The following is a 17,105-nucleotide window of genomic DNA, read 5'->3' as shown; positions in this document are numbered from 1 at the left end:
CGGGCCCGGGCTGCCCAGGGAATCACCCGTGGGCGGGCGGCGCCAATCTCGATACAAAGCGGTATTGACTCAACCGTATCCGCGCCGTGTCGAGCGCGACCCGAGGAGATTTCCATGCCCCGACTTCCCCGCCGCAGCCTGCTCGCCCTGGCCGCCACCGCCCTGGCGGGCCGCGCCTTCGCCCAGGCCTCGGCCTGGCCCTCCAAGCCCGTCACGCTCATCGTCCCGTTCCCCGCCGGCGGCGGCACCGATGCCTTCGCCCGTCCGCTGTCGGCGCAGTTCTCGCGCCTCACCGGCAAGCAGCTGATCGTGGACAACCGCGGCGGCGCCGGCGGCACCCTGGGCGCCGGCGTGGCCGCGAAGGCCGCGCCCGACGGCTACACCCTGTTCATGGGCGCGGTGCACCACACCATCGCCCCCTTCATGTACCCGCGCCTGGACTACGACCTGGAGCGCGACCTGGTGCCCCTGGTCCTGGTGGCCAGCGTGCCGCAGGTGCTGGTGGTCAACCCGCGCAAGGTCGACGTGCCCGACTACAAGGCCTTCATCGACCTGGTGCGCCGCAACCCCGCCCGCCTGAACTACGGCTCGGCCGGCGGCGGGACCTCGCACCACCTGGCCGGCGAGCTGTTCAAGCTGCAGACCAAGACCTTCATCACGCACATCCCCTACCGCGGCGCGGGTCCCGCCCTGCAGGACCTGATCGCCGGCAACGTGGACATGATGTTCGACGGCCTCGGCTCCTCGGCCGCGCACATCAAGGCGGGCCGGGTGAAGGCGCTCATGGTCTCCGGCACCAAGCGCAGCGCCGCCTTCCCGGACGTGCCCTGCTCCGCCGAGCTGGGCCTGCCCGACTACCAGGTCGCCACCTGGTACGGCCTGTGGGCGCCCCGGGGCACCCCGGCCGACCTGCAGGCGCGCGCCGTCGAGGAAGTCCGCAAGGCCTGCCTGACGGACGAGGCCAAGGCCGTGTGGGCCACCCAGGGCGCCGACTTCCCCAACCTCGCCGGCCCGCAGTTCGACACCTTCATCAAGGCCGAACTGAAGAAGTGGAGCCAGGTCGTGAAGGCCTCCGGCGCCAAGCTCGACTGACCCCCCAGCCTTCCCCATGACGGACTCCAACCTCTTCACCGCCCTTCGCGCCGCCTTCCCCGCCGACCTGTCGGCCATCGCGGTCGAGACCGAGCAGGGCCTCGCCTACAGCTGGCGCGACCTCGACCAGGCCTCGGCCCGCATCGCCAACCTGCTGGACTCGCTCGCCTTGCCGGCCAGCAGCCGCATCGCGGTGCAGGTGGACAAGTCGGTCGAGGCGCTGATGCTGTACCTGGCCACGCTGCGCGCCGGCCATGTGTTCCTGCCGCTGAACACGGCCTACCAGAGCGCCGAGATCGAGTACTTCATCGGCAACGCCGAGCCCGCCGTGGTGGTGTGCAGCCCGGGCAACCTGGCCTGGGTCGAGCCGATCGCCCGCGCCGCCGGCACGCCCCATGTATTCACGCTGGGCGACGACCGCACCGGCAGCCTGCTGGAGGCCGCGGCGGGCCACGCCGACGACCACATGCCCGCCGTGCGCGCGGCCGGCGACCTCGCCGCCATCCTCTACACCAGCGGCACCACCGGCCGCAGCAAGGGCGCCATGCTCACGCACGGCAACATGCTGTCGAACGCGCTCACGCTGAAGGACTACTGGGGCTGGCGCACGCCGGCCGAGGGCCGCGACGTGTTGATCCACGCGCTGCCCATCTTCCACGTGCACGGCCTGTTCGTCGCCATCCACGGCGCCCTCATCAGCGGCAGCAAGATGCTGTGGATGTCGAAGTTCGACCCGAAGCAGGTGGTGGCCTGGCTGCCGCGCGCCACCGTCTTCATGGGCGTGCCCACGCTCTACGTGCGCCTGCTCGCCGAGCCCGGCCTCACGAAGCAGGCCTGCGCGAACATGCGCCTGTTCGTCGCCGGCTCGGCGCCGCTGCTGCCCGAGACCTTCAACGAATGGCGCGAGCGCACCGGCCACTTCATCCTCGAGCGCTACGGCATGAGCGAGACGGTGATGCTCACCTCCAACCCCTACGCGGCGGACCCGCGCCATGGCGGGCAGGCCGAGCGCCGAGGCGGCACCGTGGGCTTCCCCCTGCCGGGCGTGCAGCTGCGCGTGCGCGGCGACGACGGCCGCGACCTGCCCACTGGCGAGATCGGCGGCATCCAGGTCAAGGGCCCCAACGTCTTCATCGGCTACTGGCGCATGCCCGAGAAGACGAAGGAGGAATTCACCGAGGACGGCTTCTTCAAGACCGGCGACGTGGGCCTGGTCGACGAGCGCGGCTACGTGCGCATCGTCGGGCGCAGCAAGGACCTGATCATCAGCGGCGGCTACAACGTCTACCCCGCCGAGATCGAGGGCTACATCAACGAGATCCCCGGCGTCGCCGAGAGCGCCCTGGTGGGCGTGCCGCACCCGGACTTCGGCGAGGTCGGCGTGGCGGTGGTCATTCCCAAGCCGGGGGCCCGCGTGGCGCCGGAGGCGGTGATCGCCAGCCTCAAGTCCCGCCTGGCCAACTTCAAGATTCCCAAGCGCTGCTTCGTGGTGGGCGAGCTGCCCCGCAACACCATGGGCAAGGTGCAGAAGAACCTGCTGCGCGACCAGTACAAGGGCCTGTTCTGAGGCCCCCCGGGCCCGCGACCCGCCGGAGACCGCGATGTTCGAACGCTTCACCCGCGACCGCCTGCTCGACGCCACCCGGCAGACCGCCAAGCGCCTGATCAGTGCGCTGGGCGAGGCCAATGCCCAGAGCATCGCGGCCCGGCTGATCGACCACTACGAGCGGCTCGACGCCGCGCAGCGCCTGGCCTTCTTCGAGTTCCTGGCCAGCGAGTTCAACCCGGACCCGGCGCAGGTCAAGGCCGTGGCCGAGGCCTACCACGCCGACCCGAGCGCGAAGAACCTGATCGCCCTGTGCACGGTGGCCGAGCCGCGCCGGCAGGAGCTGCTGCGGCGGATCAACCGCGCGCCGCGCGGCACCGCCGCCCTGATCGGGATGCGGCGCGCGCTGCTCGGGCATCTGAAGGAGCGGCCCGCCTTCGCCGCCATCGACGCGGACATGCACCACCTCCTGAGCTCGTGGTTCAACCCCGGCTTCCTGGAGCTGCACCAGATCACGTGGAACTCGCCCGCGCAGCTGCTGGAGAAGATCATCCAGCACGAGTCGGTGCATGCCATCGACGGCTGGGACGACCTGCGCCGCCGCCTGCAGCCGGACCGCCGCTGCTTCGCCTTCTTCCACCCGCAGCTGCCCGGCGAGCCGCTGATCTTCGTGGAGGTGGCCCTGGTGCCGGCGCTGGCCACCGGCGTGGGCGTGCTGATCGACAAGAAGACGCCGGTGGGCGAGCGCAAGACCTTCAAGGCGGCGATCTTCTATTCGATCAGCAACTGCCAGCCGGGGCTCAAGGGCGTCTCGCTGGGCAACTTCCTGATCAAGCGGGTGGCGCAGAAGCTGCTGGAGGAGATCCCGTCCCTCAAGCTGTATTCCACGCTCTCGCCGATCCCCGGCTTCACCGCCTGGCTGGACGCGGGCGCGCCGCTGCCCGAGGAAGCCGCCGCCGGCGGCCGCCGCCGCAAGCTCGACGAGGCCCTGCAGTCCCTGGGCCTGCGCGAACGCAAGTGGGCCGAGCGGCTCAAGGCCGGCTGGCATCCCCATGAAGCCGGGGAGGGCGAGCAGCGCGCGCTGATGCACCTGTGCGCCGCCTACCTGGCGCTGCACACCCCCACGCGCGGCGGCGACGCGGTGGCCAAGTTCCACCTGGCCAACGGCGCCACCCTGCACCAGATCAACTGGGCCGCCGACCTCTCCCGCAAGGGGCTGCAGCAGTCGGCCGGCATCATGGTCAACTACCTCTACGAACTCGACAAGGTCGAGGAGCAGCACGAGGCCTTCACGCGGGGGGTGATCACCCGCTCGAAGGCCATGCAGCGCCTCACCTGACCCCCATGACGGCCGGGCCGGTGGCTCAGTACTGGTAGAACCCGCGCCCGCTCTTGCGCCCCAGGCGGCCGGCGTCGACCATTTCCTTGAGCAGCGGGGCGGGGCGGTACTTCGGGTCGCCGAAGCCCTCGTGGAACACCTGCATCACCGCCAGCAGCGTGTCCAGGCCGACCAGGTCGGCCAGCGCCAGCGGGCCGATCGGGTGGTTGCACCCGAGCTTCATGCCGGCGTCGATCTCCTCCGGCGTGGCCAGGCCTTCCTGCAGCACCACGATGGCCTCGTTCAGCATCGGGCACAGGATGCGGTTCACCACGAAGCCCGGGCTGTTCTTCACGGTGATGGGCGTCTTGCCCACCGCCTCGGCGAAGGCCACCGCCAGCGCGTGCGTCGCATCGTCGGTCTGCAGGCCGCGGATCACCTCCAGCAGCTGCATCATCGGCACCGGGTTGAAGAAGTGCATGCCCACGCAACGCTGCGGCGCCCTGAGCACCGCGGCCAGCTGGGTGATGGAGATCGACGAGGTGTTGCTCGCGATCACCGCGTCGGCGCCGACCACGCCCTCGATCTGCTGGAGGATGCGCAGCTTCAGCGCGATGTTCTCGGTGGCGGCCTCGATCACCAGCTGCACGTCGCGCAGGTCCTCGTAGGCCACGGTGGGGCGTACGCGGGCCAGGGCGGCGTCCTTGTCGGCGGCGGTGAGCTTGTCCTTCTTGACCAGGCGGTCCAGGCTGTTGGACATGGTGGCCATGCCGCGGTCCAGCGCCTCCTTCGAGACGTCGATCAGGGTCACTTCGAGGCCCGACAGCGCGCACACCTGCGCGATGCCGTTGCCCATGGTTCCGGCGCCGATGACGCCAATGCGTTGGATCTTCATGGTCAGAAAGAGCGTGAGAGCGGGTTGGAAAAAAGGGAGGGCTGCCGGCCGGCCCGCGGGCCGCCAGCATTCCCCCATTCTGCCCGGCGATCCTTGCCGGGCCTTACTCGCGCTCGATGCGGCGCGAGTCCACCACCCGGTTGAAGCGCGCCACCTCGCCCTCCACGCGGGCCTTGAAGGCCTCCGGCGTACTGGGCGCGGCGCCGCCGCCGAGGTCGGCCAGGCGCTTGGCGATCGCCGGGTCGGCCAGCGCGCCGCGGATCGCGGCGTTGACCGCATTCACCACCGGCGCCGGCGTGGTGCCCGGCAGCGCCACCCCCAGCCAGGACTCGTACTGCAGCGAGGGGATCGTCGCGCCCATGGTCGGCACCCCCGGCAGCAGCGCCACCGGCGACGCCGAGCTCACCGCCACCGCGCGCAGCTGGCCCTGCTGCACGAAGGGCAGGGCGGCGGTCATGGTCTCGATCAGCACGTCGACCCGGCCCGCCATCACCTCGGTGGCCGCCGCCGTGCCGCCCTTGAACGGCACGTGCAGCATCTGGATGCCCTGCTCGGCGTTGATCCACTCGCCCAGGAGGTGGTGGGCCGTGCCCACGCCCACCGAGGAAAAGCTCAGGGGGCGCTTGCGCGCGGCCTCGATCACGTCCGCCATCGAGCGGATCGGGGAATTCGGCGGGACGGCCATCACCATCGGGTAGGTGGTGACGGTGGAGGTCCAGGCGAAGTCCGCCACCGCGCGGAACGGCAGCGACTTGCGCATCGCCGCCATCGTCGAGTGCCCGCTGGGCGCCAGCAGCCAGGTGGTGCCGTCGCCGGGCGCCTTGGCCACCGCCTCGGCGGCCAGCGCGCCGCCGGCGCCCGCGCGGTTCTCCACCACCACCGGCTGGCCCAGCGCCTCGCCCAGCTTGGGCGCGAGCAGGCGGGCCACGGTGTCCGAGCTGCCGCCGGGCGCGAAGCCCACCAGCAGGCGGACCGGCTTGTCGGGGCGCCAGGGCGCGGCTTGCGCGAAGGCGGGGAGGCTGGCCAGGCCGGCCAGGCTGGCGGCGCCCAGGCCCAGGGCCTGGCGCCGGGTCGGCAATCGGGTCATCGTGTCTCCTGTCAGTTCTTATTTCAGCGGCGTGCCCTGGTGCGCGCGCAGGCGCCAGGGCTCGCCGGCCGGATCATCGCGCGCCGGGTCGCGGGCCTGCCATACGGTCATGTACTGACTGCGGATGTCCAGGTCCTTGCCGTCACGGTGCACCTTGGCGACCATGCGTCCGGTCACGATGGCGGCGGTGCCCAGGTCGCGGGCCTCGACGTCCTCGAAGTCCACCTGCAGGTAGCGCAGCTTGCCGCTGGTGATGTTGGCCAGCACGCTGGCCTTGCTGTCGGTACCGCCGGAGGAGTGCACGTAGATCACGTCCTCATGCAGCAGCGCCGACAGGGCCTGCGTGTCGTTGGCGCGCATAGCCGCCAGGCGCTTGCCTTCGGCCTGCAGGGCGGGGTGCGGGGTCGTCGCCATCGTGACTTCAGTCCAGCTTGATGCCGGCGCCGCGGATCGCCTGGCCCCAGAGGTTGGAGTCCTGCTTCAGGAAGGCGGCGAAGGCCTCGGGCGTCATGGCCTTCATCTCGCCGCCATAGGAGCGCCACTTCTCCTGCAGCGCCGGGTTCTGCGTGGTGGCCTTCTGCATCGCGGCGGCGAGCTTGTCCACGATGGGCTTGGGCGTGCCGGCCGGCGCGAACAGGCCGATCCAGGCGGTGGGCGAGTAGCTGGCGGGCAGGCCGGCCTCGGCGAAGGTGGGCACGTCGGGGAAGTTGGGGTGGCGGGTGGCGCCGGTCATGGCCAGCACCTTGAGCTTGCCGGCCTTGACGTTGCCGATGGCGGCGGGCAGGGCGTCGAACATCAGCTGCACCTGGCCGGCCACCAGGTCGGCGTAGGGGCTGGAGGTGTTGTACGGGACGAAGGTGATCTTGGTGCCCGCGCCGGCCGCGAACCACTCGCCGGCCAGGTGCGAGTAGCTGCCCACGCCGGAGGTGGCAGCGACGATGCTGCCAGGCTGCGACTTCAGGCGCGCGATCACCTCCCTGGCCGTGGCCTGCGGCAGGCTGGCGTTGGCGATCATGGCCGTGTTCAGCATGCCCACGATGCTCACCGGCGCGAAGTCCTTCTCCGCGTTGTAGGGGACCTTGGCGTACAGGTGCGGCACCACCGACATCGCCGAGGTCGGGCCGATCACCAGCGTGTAGCCGTCGGGCGCGGACTTGGCCGCGGCCTCCATGCCGATCATGGACGAGGCGCCCGGGCGGTTCTCCACCACCACCGACTGCCCCAGCACCTTGGTCAGCTCCTGCGCGATCTCGCGGGTGTTCGCGTCGGGGCCGGTGCCGGTGGGGAAGGGCGCGATCAGGCGGATCGGCTTGTTCGGGTAGTCGTTGGCCTGGGCCTGCGCGGACAGCGCGAAGGGCAGGGCCGCGACGGCGGCGAGGGCGGCCAGCAGGCCGCGGCGAGGGGATCGGCGCATGGGTTTGTCTCCTGTTGCTGTTGATCTCGGATTCCGCGAGCAGGATCGGCGGAATGGATTTGATTATGCATAAAACACGTTTGAATTGTCAGAATCTGATAATTCAACTAGACTTTCGAAAAAATCCATGCCGCATCCCGTGCGGCGTTTTCACGAGGAGACAACATGAGCGACCTGCTCCGGCGACCCGGCTCGCTGGCCTTCAGCCACATGGGCTTCTACGTGCGCGACATCGAGCGCATGGCCCGCTTCTACAAGGAGGTGCTGTGCTTCACCGAGACCGACCGGGGCGACCTGGGGCCGGTGCAGCTGGTGTTCCTCAGTCGTGACCCCGCGGAGCACCACCAGGTGGTGCTGGCCTCGGGCCGGCCGGCCGACCTGTCCTTCAGCGTGATCAACCAGATCTCGCTGCGGGTGCCGGACCTGGCCACGCTGCGCGAGGTCAAGCGCCTCGTCGCCGCCGAGCCGGACGTGACCGACCTGGTCTGCGCCACGCACGGCAACGCCGTCTCCATCTACTTCCGCGACCCCGAGGGCAACCGCCTCGAGGTGTTCATGGACATGCCCTGGTACTGCGAGCAGCCGCTGCGCGAGCCGATCGACCTGGACCAGCCGGACGAGGCCATCCTGGCCCGCGCCGAGGCGCTGGCCCGCAGCCGCCCGCGCTTCCAGCCCCGTGCCGAGTGGATGGCGGAGATGGCCCGCCGCATGGGGCACGCATGACGCCCGGCGCCGACGACCGCGTGTACGACGTCGCCCTCATCGGCTACGGCCCGGCGGGCGCCACCCTGGCCAACCTGCTGGGGCGGGCCGGCCTGTCGGTGCTGGTGCTAGATCGCGAGGCCGGCATCTACCCGCTGCCGCGCGCCATCCACTTCGACGGCGAGGTGATGCGCGTCTTCCAGTCGCTGGGGCTGCGCGCCCGGGTCGAGGCGATCAGCCGCCCCGGCCTGCAGGGCATGCACTTCGTCAACGCCCGGGGCGAGACCCTGATGGTGCGCGGCGGCACGGCCTCGCTCGGCCCGCATGGCTGCGCCACCAACTACTACTTCCACCAGCCCGAGCTGGAGCAGGTGCTGCGTGACGGTGTGGCCCGCTTCCCCAAGGTGCAGGTGCGCCTGCGCGCCGAGGTCACCGCGATCGAGGAACACGCCGACCAGGTGGCCCTCACCGTGACCGACCGCGCCGGCGGCCCCGCCTTCACCGCCCGCGCGCGCTGGGTGGTGGGCTGCGACGGCGCCCGCTCCCTGGTGCGCCGCACGCTCGGCTCGCCGATGGAGGACCTCGGCCTGCGCCAGCCCTGGCTGGTGTTCGACGTGCAGCTCAAGGACGGCGCGCCCGCCCTGCCCGAGCACACCGTGCAGCACTGCGACCCCGCCCGGCCCATGACCTGGTGCAACGTCACCGGCCGCCGCCGGCGCTGGGAGATCATGGTCATGCCCGGCGACGACGAGGCCGACCTGGTCAAGCCCGAGACGCTGTGGAAGCTGGTGGGCCGCTGGATGACGCCGGCGCATGCCGACATCGAGCGCGCCGTCATCTACACCTTCCACTCGCAGATCGCGCAGGGCTGGCGCCGCGGCCGGCTGATGCTCGCGGGCGACGCCGCCCACCTCACGCCCCCCTTCCTGGGCCAGGGCATGTGCGCCGCGATCCGCGACGCCTCCAACCTGGCCTGGAAGCTGGCCGCAGTCGCCCGGGGCGAGGCCGGCGACGAGCTGCTGGACACCTACGAGGCCGAGCGCCGCCCGCACGTGCACGCCTTCATCTCGCTGGCGGTGCGCCTGGGCGACGTGATCCAGACCACCGACCCGCAGGCCGCCGCCGCGCGCGACGCCCGCTACCGCGCCGGCGAGCCGGAGGAATTCACCTTCCCCGCGCCGAGGCTGGGGCCCGGCGCCTGGCAGGGCGCGCAGGCCGCGGTGGCCCGGCCCTTCCCGCAGCCGCGCCTCGCGGATGGCCGCCTGCTGGACGAGGCCCTCGACGGCGAGGCCGGCCCGCGCTTCGCGGTGATCGCGCGGCCCGCGCTGCTCGACGCCGTGCCCGGTGCGCTGCGCCAACTCTGGCAGGATGCGGGGGTCGCCGTGCTGCCCGCGCAGGACCCGGCGCTGCAGCAGTGGCTGGACGCGCAGGGCGCGCAGGCCGTGGTGCTGCGGCCGGACCGCTATGTCGCGGGCCTGGCGTCGGACCCCGGCGAGCTGGAGGCCGCCTCGGCCTGCATCCCCTCGCGCGAGCCGCAACCCCACTGAGATCCCGTGACCGACAAATCCGATTCGAGCCTGGTGCGCATGCTGGGCGTGCTGGACCTGTTCTCCGAGCAGCAGCCCACCTGGACGGCCGACGCCATCGCCAGCGCGCTGCAGGTGTCCCTGCCCACCGGCTACCGCTACGTGCGGCTGCTCTCCGAGGCGGGCTACCTGCAACGCACCGCCGACTCGCACTACTCGCTGGGCCCGCGCATCGTGGTGCTCGACTACCTGATCCGCGTGGGCGATCCGGTGCTGCAGCACGGCATCCCGTTCATGAAGGAACTGGTGGCGCAGACCGGGCTCGATTGCGTGATCACCGGCCTTTACGGCAACCAGATGCTCGATACGCACCGCGAGTCGGGCAACCAGCCGGCCAGCCTCAGCTACGGCCGCGGCCGTCCCCGGCCCATGTTCCTGGGCGCCGCGCCCAAAGTGATCCTGGCCAGCTTCGCGCCGGCGCAGCTTCGCAGGCTGTTCGACCACCATGCGCGCGAGATCGCCGCGGCCGGCCTGCCCACGGATTGGACGGCTTTCCGCAAGTACTACAGCGCCATCCGCAAGGCCGGCTCCTACTTCTCCAACGGCGAGCTGGAGCCGAACCTCGCCGCCCTGGGCGTGCCGCTGGTGCATGCCGATGGCCGCATCCTCGGCGCGATCTCGCTGGTCAGCACCGTGCAGCGCATGGCGGTGATCGACCTGGGCAAGCTCGCGCCGCTGGTGGTGCGCGCCGCGCAGGACATCACCGCGCGCGTGCCCTGAGGTCCTCCCCGTTCCCCTTTCCTTTTCCCACCCACCCCGAAGAACCATGAAATTCATCAGCTTCCTGAACCAGGGCGCCGCCTCCTACGGCGCCGTCATCGGCACCGACGACGTGGTCGACCTCGCTCCCCTGCTCGGCGCCCGGGCGCCCGACCTGAAGGCCGCCATCGCCCAGGGCCTGCTGGCCGAGGCCGCGAAGCTGGCGCAGGCGAACAAGCCCACGCTCAAGCTCTCGCAGCTGGAGCTGCTGCCGGTGATCCCCAACCCCGGCAAGATCGTCTGCGTCGGCCTGAACTACGGCGAGCACGTGCGCGAGACCGGCCGCGAGATCACCGAGAGCCCCGCGCTGTTCGTGCGCATGCCGGCCTCGCAGGTCGGCCACGGCCAGGACATCGTGCGCCCGCCCGAGTCGCACCGCCTGGACTACGAGGGCGAGATCGCCATCGTCATCGGACAGGGCGGCCGCCGCATCAGCGAGGCCGATGCGTGGAGCCACATCGCCGGCTACAGCTGCTACAACGACGGCTCGATCCGCGACTGGCAGGTGGCCACCTCGCAGTGGACCCCGGGCAAGAACTTCTGGCGCACCGGCGGCTTCGGCCCCTGGATGGTCTCGGCCGACGAGATCGCGCCGGGCCAGCGCATGACGCTCACCACCCGCCTCAATGGCCAGGTGATGCAGCAGGCCACCACGGACATGATGATCCACAGCATCCCGCGCCAGATCGCCTACATCTCCACCTTCATTCCGCTGGAGCCGGGCGACGTGATCGTCACCGGCACCCCGGGCGGCGTGGGCAACAAGCGCAACCCGCAGGTGTTCATGAAGCCGGGCGACGTGGTGGAGATCGAGGTCGACGCCGTCGGCATCCTGCGCAACGGCATCCGCGACGAGCAGGCCTGACGCGCTGGCCTCTCCCGCCCCCGCCGGGGGCGGCCGGGGAGGCGTCGCCCCGCCCGCCGGGGCTCAGCGCCCCGCGGGCAGCCGCACCGTGAAGCACGCCCCGCGCCCGCCGGCATGGTCCTCGCAGCGCACGCTGCCGCCATGCCGCTGCACGATGGACTTCACCAGCGACAGCCCCAGCCCCACGCCGCCGGCGCGCTCGCTCGCGCCGGGCAGGCGGTAGAAGGGCTCGAAGATGCGTTCGCGCTGCTCGGGCGGCACGCCCGGGCCGCGGTCGCACACGCGCAGCACGGCGTCCCGCCCGTCGCGGCGCACTTCCACCGTCACCTCGCCGTCGCTGTAGCGGCGCGCGTTCTCCAGCAGGTTGCGCACCACCCGCCGCAGCAGCCGGCTCACGCCCTCGACCACCACCGGCGCGCCATGCTCGGACGCCGCCAGCTCCGCGCCCACCTGCGCGCATTCCTCGGCGGCCAGGCCGGTGAGGTCCACCGGCTCCCGCGTGCCCACGTCGGCGCTGCGCGCGTCCAGGCGGCTGGCCAGCAGGATCTCGTCGACCAGCTGGTCGAGTTCGTCCACGTTGCGCTCGATCTCGGCGCGCAAGGCCGCATTGCCGTCGGCCTCCAGCAGGGCCAGGCCCATGCGGATGCGCGCCAGCGGCGAGCGCAGCTCGTGCGAGGCGTTCGCCAGCAGGGACTTGTGGCTGGTCACCAGCTGCTCGATGCGTTCGGCCGCCTGGTTGAAGCGGCGTGCGAGGAAGGCCACCTCGTCGTGGCCGGATTCGTCGACGCGGGCGGACAGCTCGCCGCCGCCCAGGCGCTCGACGCCCTCGCGCAGCGACTCCAGGCGCTGCGTGAGCCGCCGCACGATCGGGTAGGTGCCGATGGCCACCGCCACCGCCACCAGGCCCAGCATCCACAGCAGGCCGCTGGTGCCGCGCATCCAGGGACGCAGCGGCGGCGGCCCCTCGCCGGGGCCGCGCGGGCGCGGCGGCAGCTGGACGACGACCTGGCGGCCGTCGTTCAGCGTCATCCCGAACTCGATGCCCTGGCCCGGCACGAAGGCCGGCCGCGCGACGGCCTGGCCCAGCACCTCGCCGGACTCGCTGCGGATCACGATCTCGCGCGGGCGCGGCTGGTAGGCGGTGGACTGCCACAGCCAGGCGAAGGCCGCGGTCAGCACCGCGACGGCCAGGACCACGGCGCCCCAGATGCGCAGATACAGCGGGATGCGCATGCGGTCAGTCCTGCTGCTTGGCGAACATGTAGCCCACGCCGCGCACGGTGATGATGCGCTTGGGGTTCTTGGCGTCGGCCTCGATCGCCGCGCGGATGCGGCCCATGTGCACGTCGATGCTGCGGTCGAAGGCCTCCAGCTCGCGCCCGCGCACCGCCTCCATGATCTGGTCGCGCGTGAGCACCCGGCCGGCGCGCTCGGCCAGCACCAGCAGCAGGTCGAACTGGTAGGCCGTGAGCTCGCGGTGCTGGCCGGCGACGCTGACGCTGCGGCTGTCGCGGTCGATCTCCAGCGAGCCGAAACGCAGGGGCGGCGCGGCCGCCGCCGGGGCCGCGGCCACCGCCTCGCCGCGCCGGCGCAGCACGGCGCGGATGCGGGCGAGCAGCTCGCGCGGCTCGAAGGGCTTGGGCAGGTAATCGTCGGCGCCCAGCTCCAGGCCGACGATGCGGTCCATCGGGTCGCCCTTGGCGGTGAGCATCAGCACCGGCACGTGGCCGGCGGCACCGGGCAGGGCGCGCAGGCGGCGGCACACCTCCAGGCCGTCGATGCCGGGGAGCATCAGGTCCAGGATGACCAGGTGGGGCAGGTCGGCGGGCGCGCTGTCCTGGATGCGCGCCAGACCGGCCTCGCCGTCGCCCGCATGGGCCACGCCGAAGCCATTGCGCTCCAGGTATTCACGCACCATGCCCGCGAGGCGGGCGTCGTCTTCGATCATCAGCAGGCGCTGCATGGGGCCATGGTAGCCCGCGCCCGTGTCACGCCGGATCAAGCCCCGGTAAACCGCCGGTAAACGCGGCGGCGGGCCCGGCTCACCCCCGCGGGTGCACCCGCGCCGCCAGGGCCACCAGCAGCAGCACCGGCAGCCCCAGGCCCGCGGTGGCCAGGAAGAAGGGGCCGTAGCCGAAGGCGTCCACGTACTGGCCGGAAAAGCCCGCCAGCCACTTCGGCAGCAGCAGCATGATGGAGCTGAAAAGCGCGTACTGCGTCGCCGAGTAGCTCACGTTGGTGAGGCTGGAGAGGTAGGCGATGAAGGCCGCCGAGGCGATGCCCGAGGCCAGGTTGTCGGCGGAGATCACCAGCACCAGGGCCTGCACGTCGTGCCCGCGCGCACCCAGCCACGCGAACAGCAGGTTGGTCAGCGCGCTCAGGACGGCGCCCAGCATCAGCACCCGCATCACGCCCAGGCGCAGCGAGAGCACGCCGCCGACGAAGGCGCCCACCAGGGTCATGATGACGCCGTAGACCTTGGTGACCGCGGCGACCTCGTCCTTCGTGTAGCCCATGTCCACGTAGAAGGGGTTGGCCATGATGCCCATGACCACGTCGGAGATGCGGTAGACGGCGATCAGGGCCAGCACGATGGCGGCCTGCCAGCGGTAGCGGCGCACGAAGTCGGCGAGGGGCTCGACCACCGCCTCGCGCAGGAAGGCGGCCAGGTTGCGCGCCGGCGGCAGCTCGCGGCGCGCCGGCTCGGGCGAGAGCAGCACGGTGAGCACGCCCACCGCCATCGAGGCGGCCATCACCAGGTAGGCGGCCTGCCAGGCGCCGTGCTGGTAGGCCGCGGCGTTGGCCACCTCGGCGCGCGCCGCCAGCCACAGCACGCCCGCGCCCGACCAGATCATGGCCAGGCGGTAGCCGGTCTGGTACGCCGCGGCCAGGGCGGCCTGGCGGTCGGCGTCGGCCGACTCGATGCGGAAGGCGTCCAGCGCGATGTCCTGCGTGGCGGAGGCGAAGGCCACCACCAGGGCGCAGGCCACCACCGCCTGCAGCTGCAGCTTCGGGTCGCTCAGGGCCATGCCCGCCAGGCCGGCGGCGATGGCCACCTGCGACAGCAGCAGCCAGCTGCGGCGCCGCCCCAGCCAGCGCGTGAGCAGCGGCAGGGGCAGGCGGTCCACCAGCGGCGCCCAGGCCCACTTGAAGCCGTAGGCCAGGCCGACCCAGGAGAGGTAGCCGATGGTGGTGCGGTCGATGCCCGCCTCGCGCAGGCGGAAGCTCAGGGTGCCCAGCACCAGCAGCAGCGGCAGGCCCGCGGAGAACCCGAGCAGCAGCATGCGCCAGGAGGCGGGTTCGAGGTAGACGCGCAGGGCGGCGATCCAGCCGGCGAGGCGGCCCGCGTCGGGCTTGGGGTTGAGGGTGTTGTCTGACGTGGGCATGGGCTCGCGTCATTATCATTTGCCGCATGTGCCTCGCCTGTTATCAAGCGCTGTCCGACGTGTCGCCGGACGCCCCGCGTTCGCCGCATCGCTGGTCCTCGCGCCGGGGCTTCCTGCTCGCCGCCGGGGCGGCGGGGGCGGCGGCCGCCGCGCCCGCGCTGGCCCAGGTGGAGGTGGATTCCGGCTCGCGCCTGAAGAACTTCGTGCCCGCCGCCGAACTCGAGGCGGCCTCCTCGCAGGAATATTCCAAGCTGGTCGCCCAGGCCCGCGAGCAACGCGCTTTGGGGCCGGACAACCACCCCCAGGTGCAGCGCCTGCGTGCCATCGCCCTGCGCCTCATCCCGCACACCTACCGCTGGAACGACCGGGCCCGCAGCTGGCGCTGGGAGGTCAACCTGATCGGCAGCAAGCAGATCAACGCCTTCTGCATGCCGGGCGGCAAGATCGCCTTCTACACCGGCATCCTGAACCAGCTGGCCCTCACCGACGACGAGGCCGCGATGGTGATGGGCCACGAGATGGCGCACGCGGTGCGCGAGCATGCCCGCGCACGCATCGCCAAGACCCAGGGCACGAGCGTGGGGCTGTCGGTGCTGTCGCAGGTGTTCGGCCTGGGGCAGCTGGGCAGCCTGGCGGCCGACATCGGCACGCAGCTGCTGTCGCTGCGCTTCTCGCGCGACGACGAGATCGACGCCGACCTGGTGGGCCTGGAGATCGCCGCGCGCGGCGGCTACCAGCCGCAGGCGGCGATCAGCCTGTGGGAGAAGATGGGGCGCGCGAACGGCGGCAGCGAGGGCCCGGCCTTCCTGTCCACCCACCCGCGCGGTCCCGAACGCATCGAGCGCCTGCAGCAGAACGTGCCGCGGGTGCAGGGCCTGTACGAGCAGGCCCGCGGCGGGCCGGGCAACTGAGGCGCGCCGCCGCGCTCAGGTCCCGCCCACGAAGGGGTTGGTCTGGCGCTCGCGGCCGAAGGTGCTCTCCGGCCCGTGGCCCGGGATGAACACCGTCTCGTCGCCCATGGGCCAGAGGCGGCCGGTGATGCTGTCGATCAGCTGCTGGTGGTTGCCCTGGGGGAAGTCGGTGCGGCCGATGCTGCCGGCGAACAGCACGTCGCCCACGAAGGCGCGGTTCATCTCGGGCGAATGGAACACCACGTGGCCGGGGGTGTGGCCGGGGCAGTGGCGCACGTCCAGCGTGTGGTGGCCGAGGGTGACGGTGTCGCCGTCATGCAGCCAGCGCGTGGGCGTGAAGGCCTCGGCCTTCGGGAAGCCGAACATCACGCTTTGCTGCGGCAGGCCGTCGATCCAGAACTGGTCGCCCTCGTGCGGGCCGATGATGGGCAGGCCCAGGCGCCGCGCCAGCTCGCCGGTGCCGCCGGCGTGGTCGATGTGGGCGTGGGTGAGCCAGATCTGTTCGAGCTTCAGCCCGCGCCGCTCCACCTCCTCGAGCAGGTCGTCGAGGTCGCCGCCGGGGTCGATCACGGCGGCCTGCTGCGTCTGGTCGTCCCAGACGATGGAGCAGTTCTGCTGGAAGGGGGTGACGGGGAGGGTGAGGTAGCGGAGCATCCCCGCATTGTCCGACAGGGCGCCCGGCCGCCGTGCCGCCGGGGCGGCCCGCCCTACATGCCCGGGTCGCTGGCTTCGGGCGACTGCCCGCGCTCGTAGTCCTCCACCAGCCGCTCCCAGATCGCCTCCAGCTCGTAGCCCAGCGAGCGGGCCAGGCCGTCGAGGTCGGGGAACAGGGTGGCGTAGGTCACGTTCATGCGATAGAGCGCGTGCATGGCCTCGTGCCGCATCTCCGGCGAGAGCACGAACTGGTGCAGCAGTTCCTCGGTGCCGCCATAGCCTTGCAGGATGTCGTCCAGCGACTTGTCCAGCACCCCCGGCACCACGAACAGGCCCGACTGCGCCGCCAGGCGCCGGTCCATCTGCGAGGGCTCGCCGAACCACAGCACCGGCAGCGTGTTGCGGGCGAAGTAGCGCTCGAAGTGGCCCGGGATGCGCGGGTCGATGCGGTCGCGGGTCAGCGTGCGGTCGAAGGCCGGCGTGAGGTGCCACAGCGCCGGCGTGTTGAGCGCGAACACCGAGACATCGGCGCGCGCGCTTTCCAGCGCGAAGAAGGCCGCCACGAAGGGCGACTTGGTGAAGTCCAGCAGCCGGGTGGCCGCGCCGTGGTGCTGCATCAGCGCCAGGCAGCGCAGCTCGTCCTCGAGGGCGGAGCGGTCCTGCAGGTGGATGTGGGCCTTGCGCCGGAAGATGCGCATGGCCCGCGCCTCGCGCAGCGGCCACAGCTTCGGGTCGGGGCAGAAGGTCTGCAGCCGGCGGGTGAGTGAACTGACCAGGGGCCAGCTGGCCGAGTGCTGGCCGCGGAAGGCCCAGCCCTCCAGGGCTTCGGTGTGTTCGACGAATTCGGACCAGCGGGTCAGGCGTGCGACTTTCATGGGGCGGCGCGTCGG

Annotated in this window: 17 protein-coding genes; 8 read left to right on the top strand and 9 right to left on the bottom strand. The window is 71.7% G+C overall.

Annotation, left to right across the window (positions count from 1 at the left end):
• The first annotated feature begins 114 nt into the window (after positions 1-114).
• Genes ACFQZY_RS16865 through ACFQZY_RS16855 form a run of 3 tightly spaced genes read left to right on the top strand, consistent with a single transcriptional unit; the run spans position 115 to position 3,977 of the window.
• Positions 115-1,092, top strand: a complete 978-nt coding sequence (locus ACFQZY_RS16865; protein ID WP_377417962.1) for a Bug family tripartite tricarboxylate transporter substrate binding protein — start codon at positions 115-117, stop codon at positions 1,090-1,092.
• A 16-nt stretch (positions 1,093-1,108) separates the two neighbouring features.
• Positions 1,109-2,659: a malonyl-CoA synthase gene (locus ACFQZY_RS16860; RefSeq protein ID WP_377417960.1), complete on the top strand. Its 1,551-nt coding sequence runs from the start codon at positions 1,109-1,111 to the stop codon at positions 2,657-2,659.
• Positions 2,660-2,693: 34 nt separating this feature from the next.
• Positions 2,694-3,977 (top strand): malonyl-CoA decarboxylase domain-containing protein, encoded by a 1,284-nt coding sequence (locus ACFQZY_RS16855; protein WP_377417958.1) that lies wholly within the window; start codon positions 2,694-2,696, stop codon positions 3,975-3,977.
• 25 nt (positions 3,978-4,002) lie between these two features.
• Here ACFQZY_RS16855 and ACFQZY_RS16850 read toward each other — a convergent pair whose 3' ends face one another.
• The 4 genes from ACFQZY_RS16850 to ACFQZY_RS16835 all read right to left on the bottom strand — a co-directional run bounded on the left by ACFQZY_RS16850 (position 4,003) and on the right by ACFQZY_RS16835 (position 7,352).
• Positions 4,003-4,851, bottom strand: a complete 849-nt coding sequence (locus ACFQZY_RS16850) for a 3-hydroxybutyryl-CoA dehydrogenase (RefSeq protein WP_377417957.1) — start codon at positions 4,849-4,851, stop codon at positions 4,003-4,005.
• 103 nt (positions 4,852-4,954) lie between these two features.
• Positions 4,955-5,938, bottom strand: coding sequence for a Bug family tripartite tricarboxylate transporter substrate binding protein (locus ACFQZY_RS16845; RefSeq protein ID WP_377417956.1), 984 nt, complete (start codon positions 5,936-5,938; stop codon positions 4,955-4,957).
• 18 nt (positions 5,939-5,956) lie between these two features.
• Positions 5,957-6,352 carry a nuclear transport factor 2 family protein gene (locus tag ACFQZY_RS16840; protein WP_377417955.1) on the bottom strand — a complete coding sequence of 132 codons (396 nt, stop codon included), beginning with the start codon at positions 6,350-6,352 and terminating at the stop codon, positions 5,957-5,959.
• 7 nt (positions 6,353-6,359) lie between these two features.
• Complete coding sequence (locus ACFQZY_RS16835; RefSeq protein ID WP_377417954.1) at positions 6,360-7,352, bottom strand: Bug family tripartite tricarboxylate transporter substrate binding protein; 993 nt, start codon at positions 7,350-7,352, stop codon at positions 6,360-6,362.
• Positions 7,353-7,517: 165 nt separating this feature from the next.
• Here ACFQZY_RS16835 and ACFQZY_RS16830 point away from each other — a divergent pair, with 165 nt between their 5' ends.
• From ACFQZY_RS16830 to ACFQZY_RS16815, 4 genes are read left to right on the top strand one after another with little or no spacing between them, the layout of a single operon-like run.
• Entirely contained in the window at positions 7,518-8,075 is a 558-nt protein-coding gene (locus tag ACFQZY_RS16830) for a VOC family protein (protein WP_377417953.1), read from the top strand.
• Positions 8,072-9,601: a bifunctional 3-(3-hydroxy-phenyl)propionate/3-hydroxycinnamic acid hydroxylase gene (locus ACFQZY_RS16825; protein ID WP_377417952.1), complete on the top strand. Its 1,530-nt coding sequence runs from the start codon at positions 8,072-8,074 to the stop codon at positions 9,599-9,601. The genes ACFQZY_RS16830 and ACFQZY_RS16825 overlap by 4 nt, the downstream gene beginning before the upstream one ends.
• 6 nt (positions 9,602-9,607) lie before the next feature.
• Positions 9,608-10,360, top strand: a complete 753-nt coding sequence (locus ACFQZY_RS16820) for an IclR family transcriptional regulator (RefSeq protein ID WP_377417951.1) — start codon at positions 9,608-9,610, stop codon at positions 10,358-10,360.
• A 46-nt stretch (positions 10,361-10,406) separates the two neighbouring features.
• Positions 10,407-11,264, top strand: coding sequence for a fumarylacetoacetate hydrolase family protein (locus ACFQZY_RS16815; RefSeq protein ID WP_377417950.1), 858 nt, complete (start codon positions 10,407-10,409; stop codon positions 11,262-11,264).
• Between the two features lie 63 nt (positions 11,265-11,327).
• Here the strand turns inward: ACFQZY_RS16815 and ACFQZY_RS16810 are convergent, their stop codons facing one another.
• The 3 genes from ACFQZY_RS16810 to ACFQZY_RS16800 all read right to left on the bottom strand — a co-directional run bounded on the left by ACFQZY_RS16810 (position 11,328) and on the right by ACFQZY_RS16800 (position 14,650).
• Entirely contained in the window at positions 11,328-12,497 is a 1,170-nt protein-coding gene (locus ACFQZY_RS16810) for an ATP-binding protein (RefSeq protein WP_377417949.1), read from the bottom strand.
• A 4-nt stretch (positions 12,498-12,501) separates the two neighbouring features.
• Positions 12,502-13,227: a response regulator gene (locus ACFQZY_RS16805; RefSeq protein ID WP_377417948.1), complete on the bottom strand. Its 726-nt coding sequence runs from the start codon at positions 13,225-13,227 to the stop codon at positions 12,502-12,504.
• Positions 13,228-13,306: 79 nt separating this feature from the next.
• Positions 13,307-14,650, bottom strand: coding sequence for an AmpG family muropeptide MFS transporter (locus ACFQZY_RS16800; protein ID WP_377417947.1), 1,344 nt, complete (start codon positions 14,648-14,650; stop codon positions 13,307-13,309).
• A 26-nt stretch (positions 14,651-14,676) separates the two neighbouring features.
• Between ACFQZY_RS16800 and ACFQZY_RS16795 the strand changes: the two genes are divergently transcribed.
• The gene (locus tag ACFQZY_RS16795) at positions 14,677-15,561 is read left to right on the top strand and encodes a M48 family metallopeptidase (protein WP_377417945.1); all 885 of its coding nucleotides are present in this window, start codon (positions 14,677-14,679) and stop codon (positions 15,559-15,561) included.
• A gap of 15 nt (positions 15,562-15,576) precedes the next feature.
• Here ACFQZY_RS16795 and ACFQZY_RS16790 read toward each other — a convergent pair whose 3' ends face one another.
• Both ACFQZY_RS16790 and ACFQZY_RS16785 read right to left on the bottom strand, forming a co-directional pair.
• A complete protein-coding gene (locus ACFQZY_RS16790; RefSeq protein WP_377417943.1) occupies positions 15,577-16,215 on the bottom strand; it encodes an MBL fold metallo-hydrolase in 639 nt (212 codons plus the stop codon).
• Between the two features lie 53 nt (positions 16,216-16,268).
• Entirely contained in the window at positions 16,269-17,090 is an 822-nt protein-coding gene (locus ACFQZY_RS16785; RefSeq protein ID WP_377417941.1) for an FRG domain-containing protein, read from the bottom strand.
• Positions 17,091-17,105 lie beyond the last annotated feature (15 nt).

The organism is Ramlibacter sp. GCM10027632 (genome assembly GCF_042675325.1).
Lineage (GTDB): Bacteria > Pseudomonadota > Gammaproteobacteria > Burkholderiales > Burkholderiaceae_C > Ramlibacter.
The sequence above is the reverse complement of the archived record's forward strand: the minus strand, read 5'-3'. Positions and strand labels throughout refer to the sequence as shown.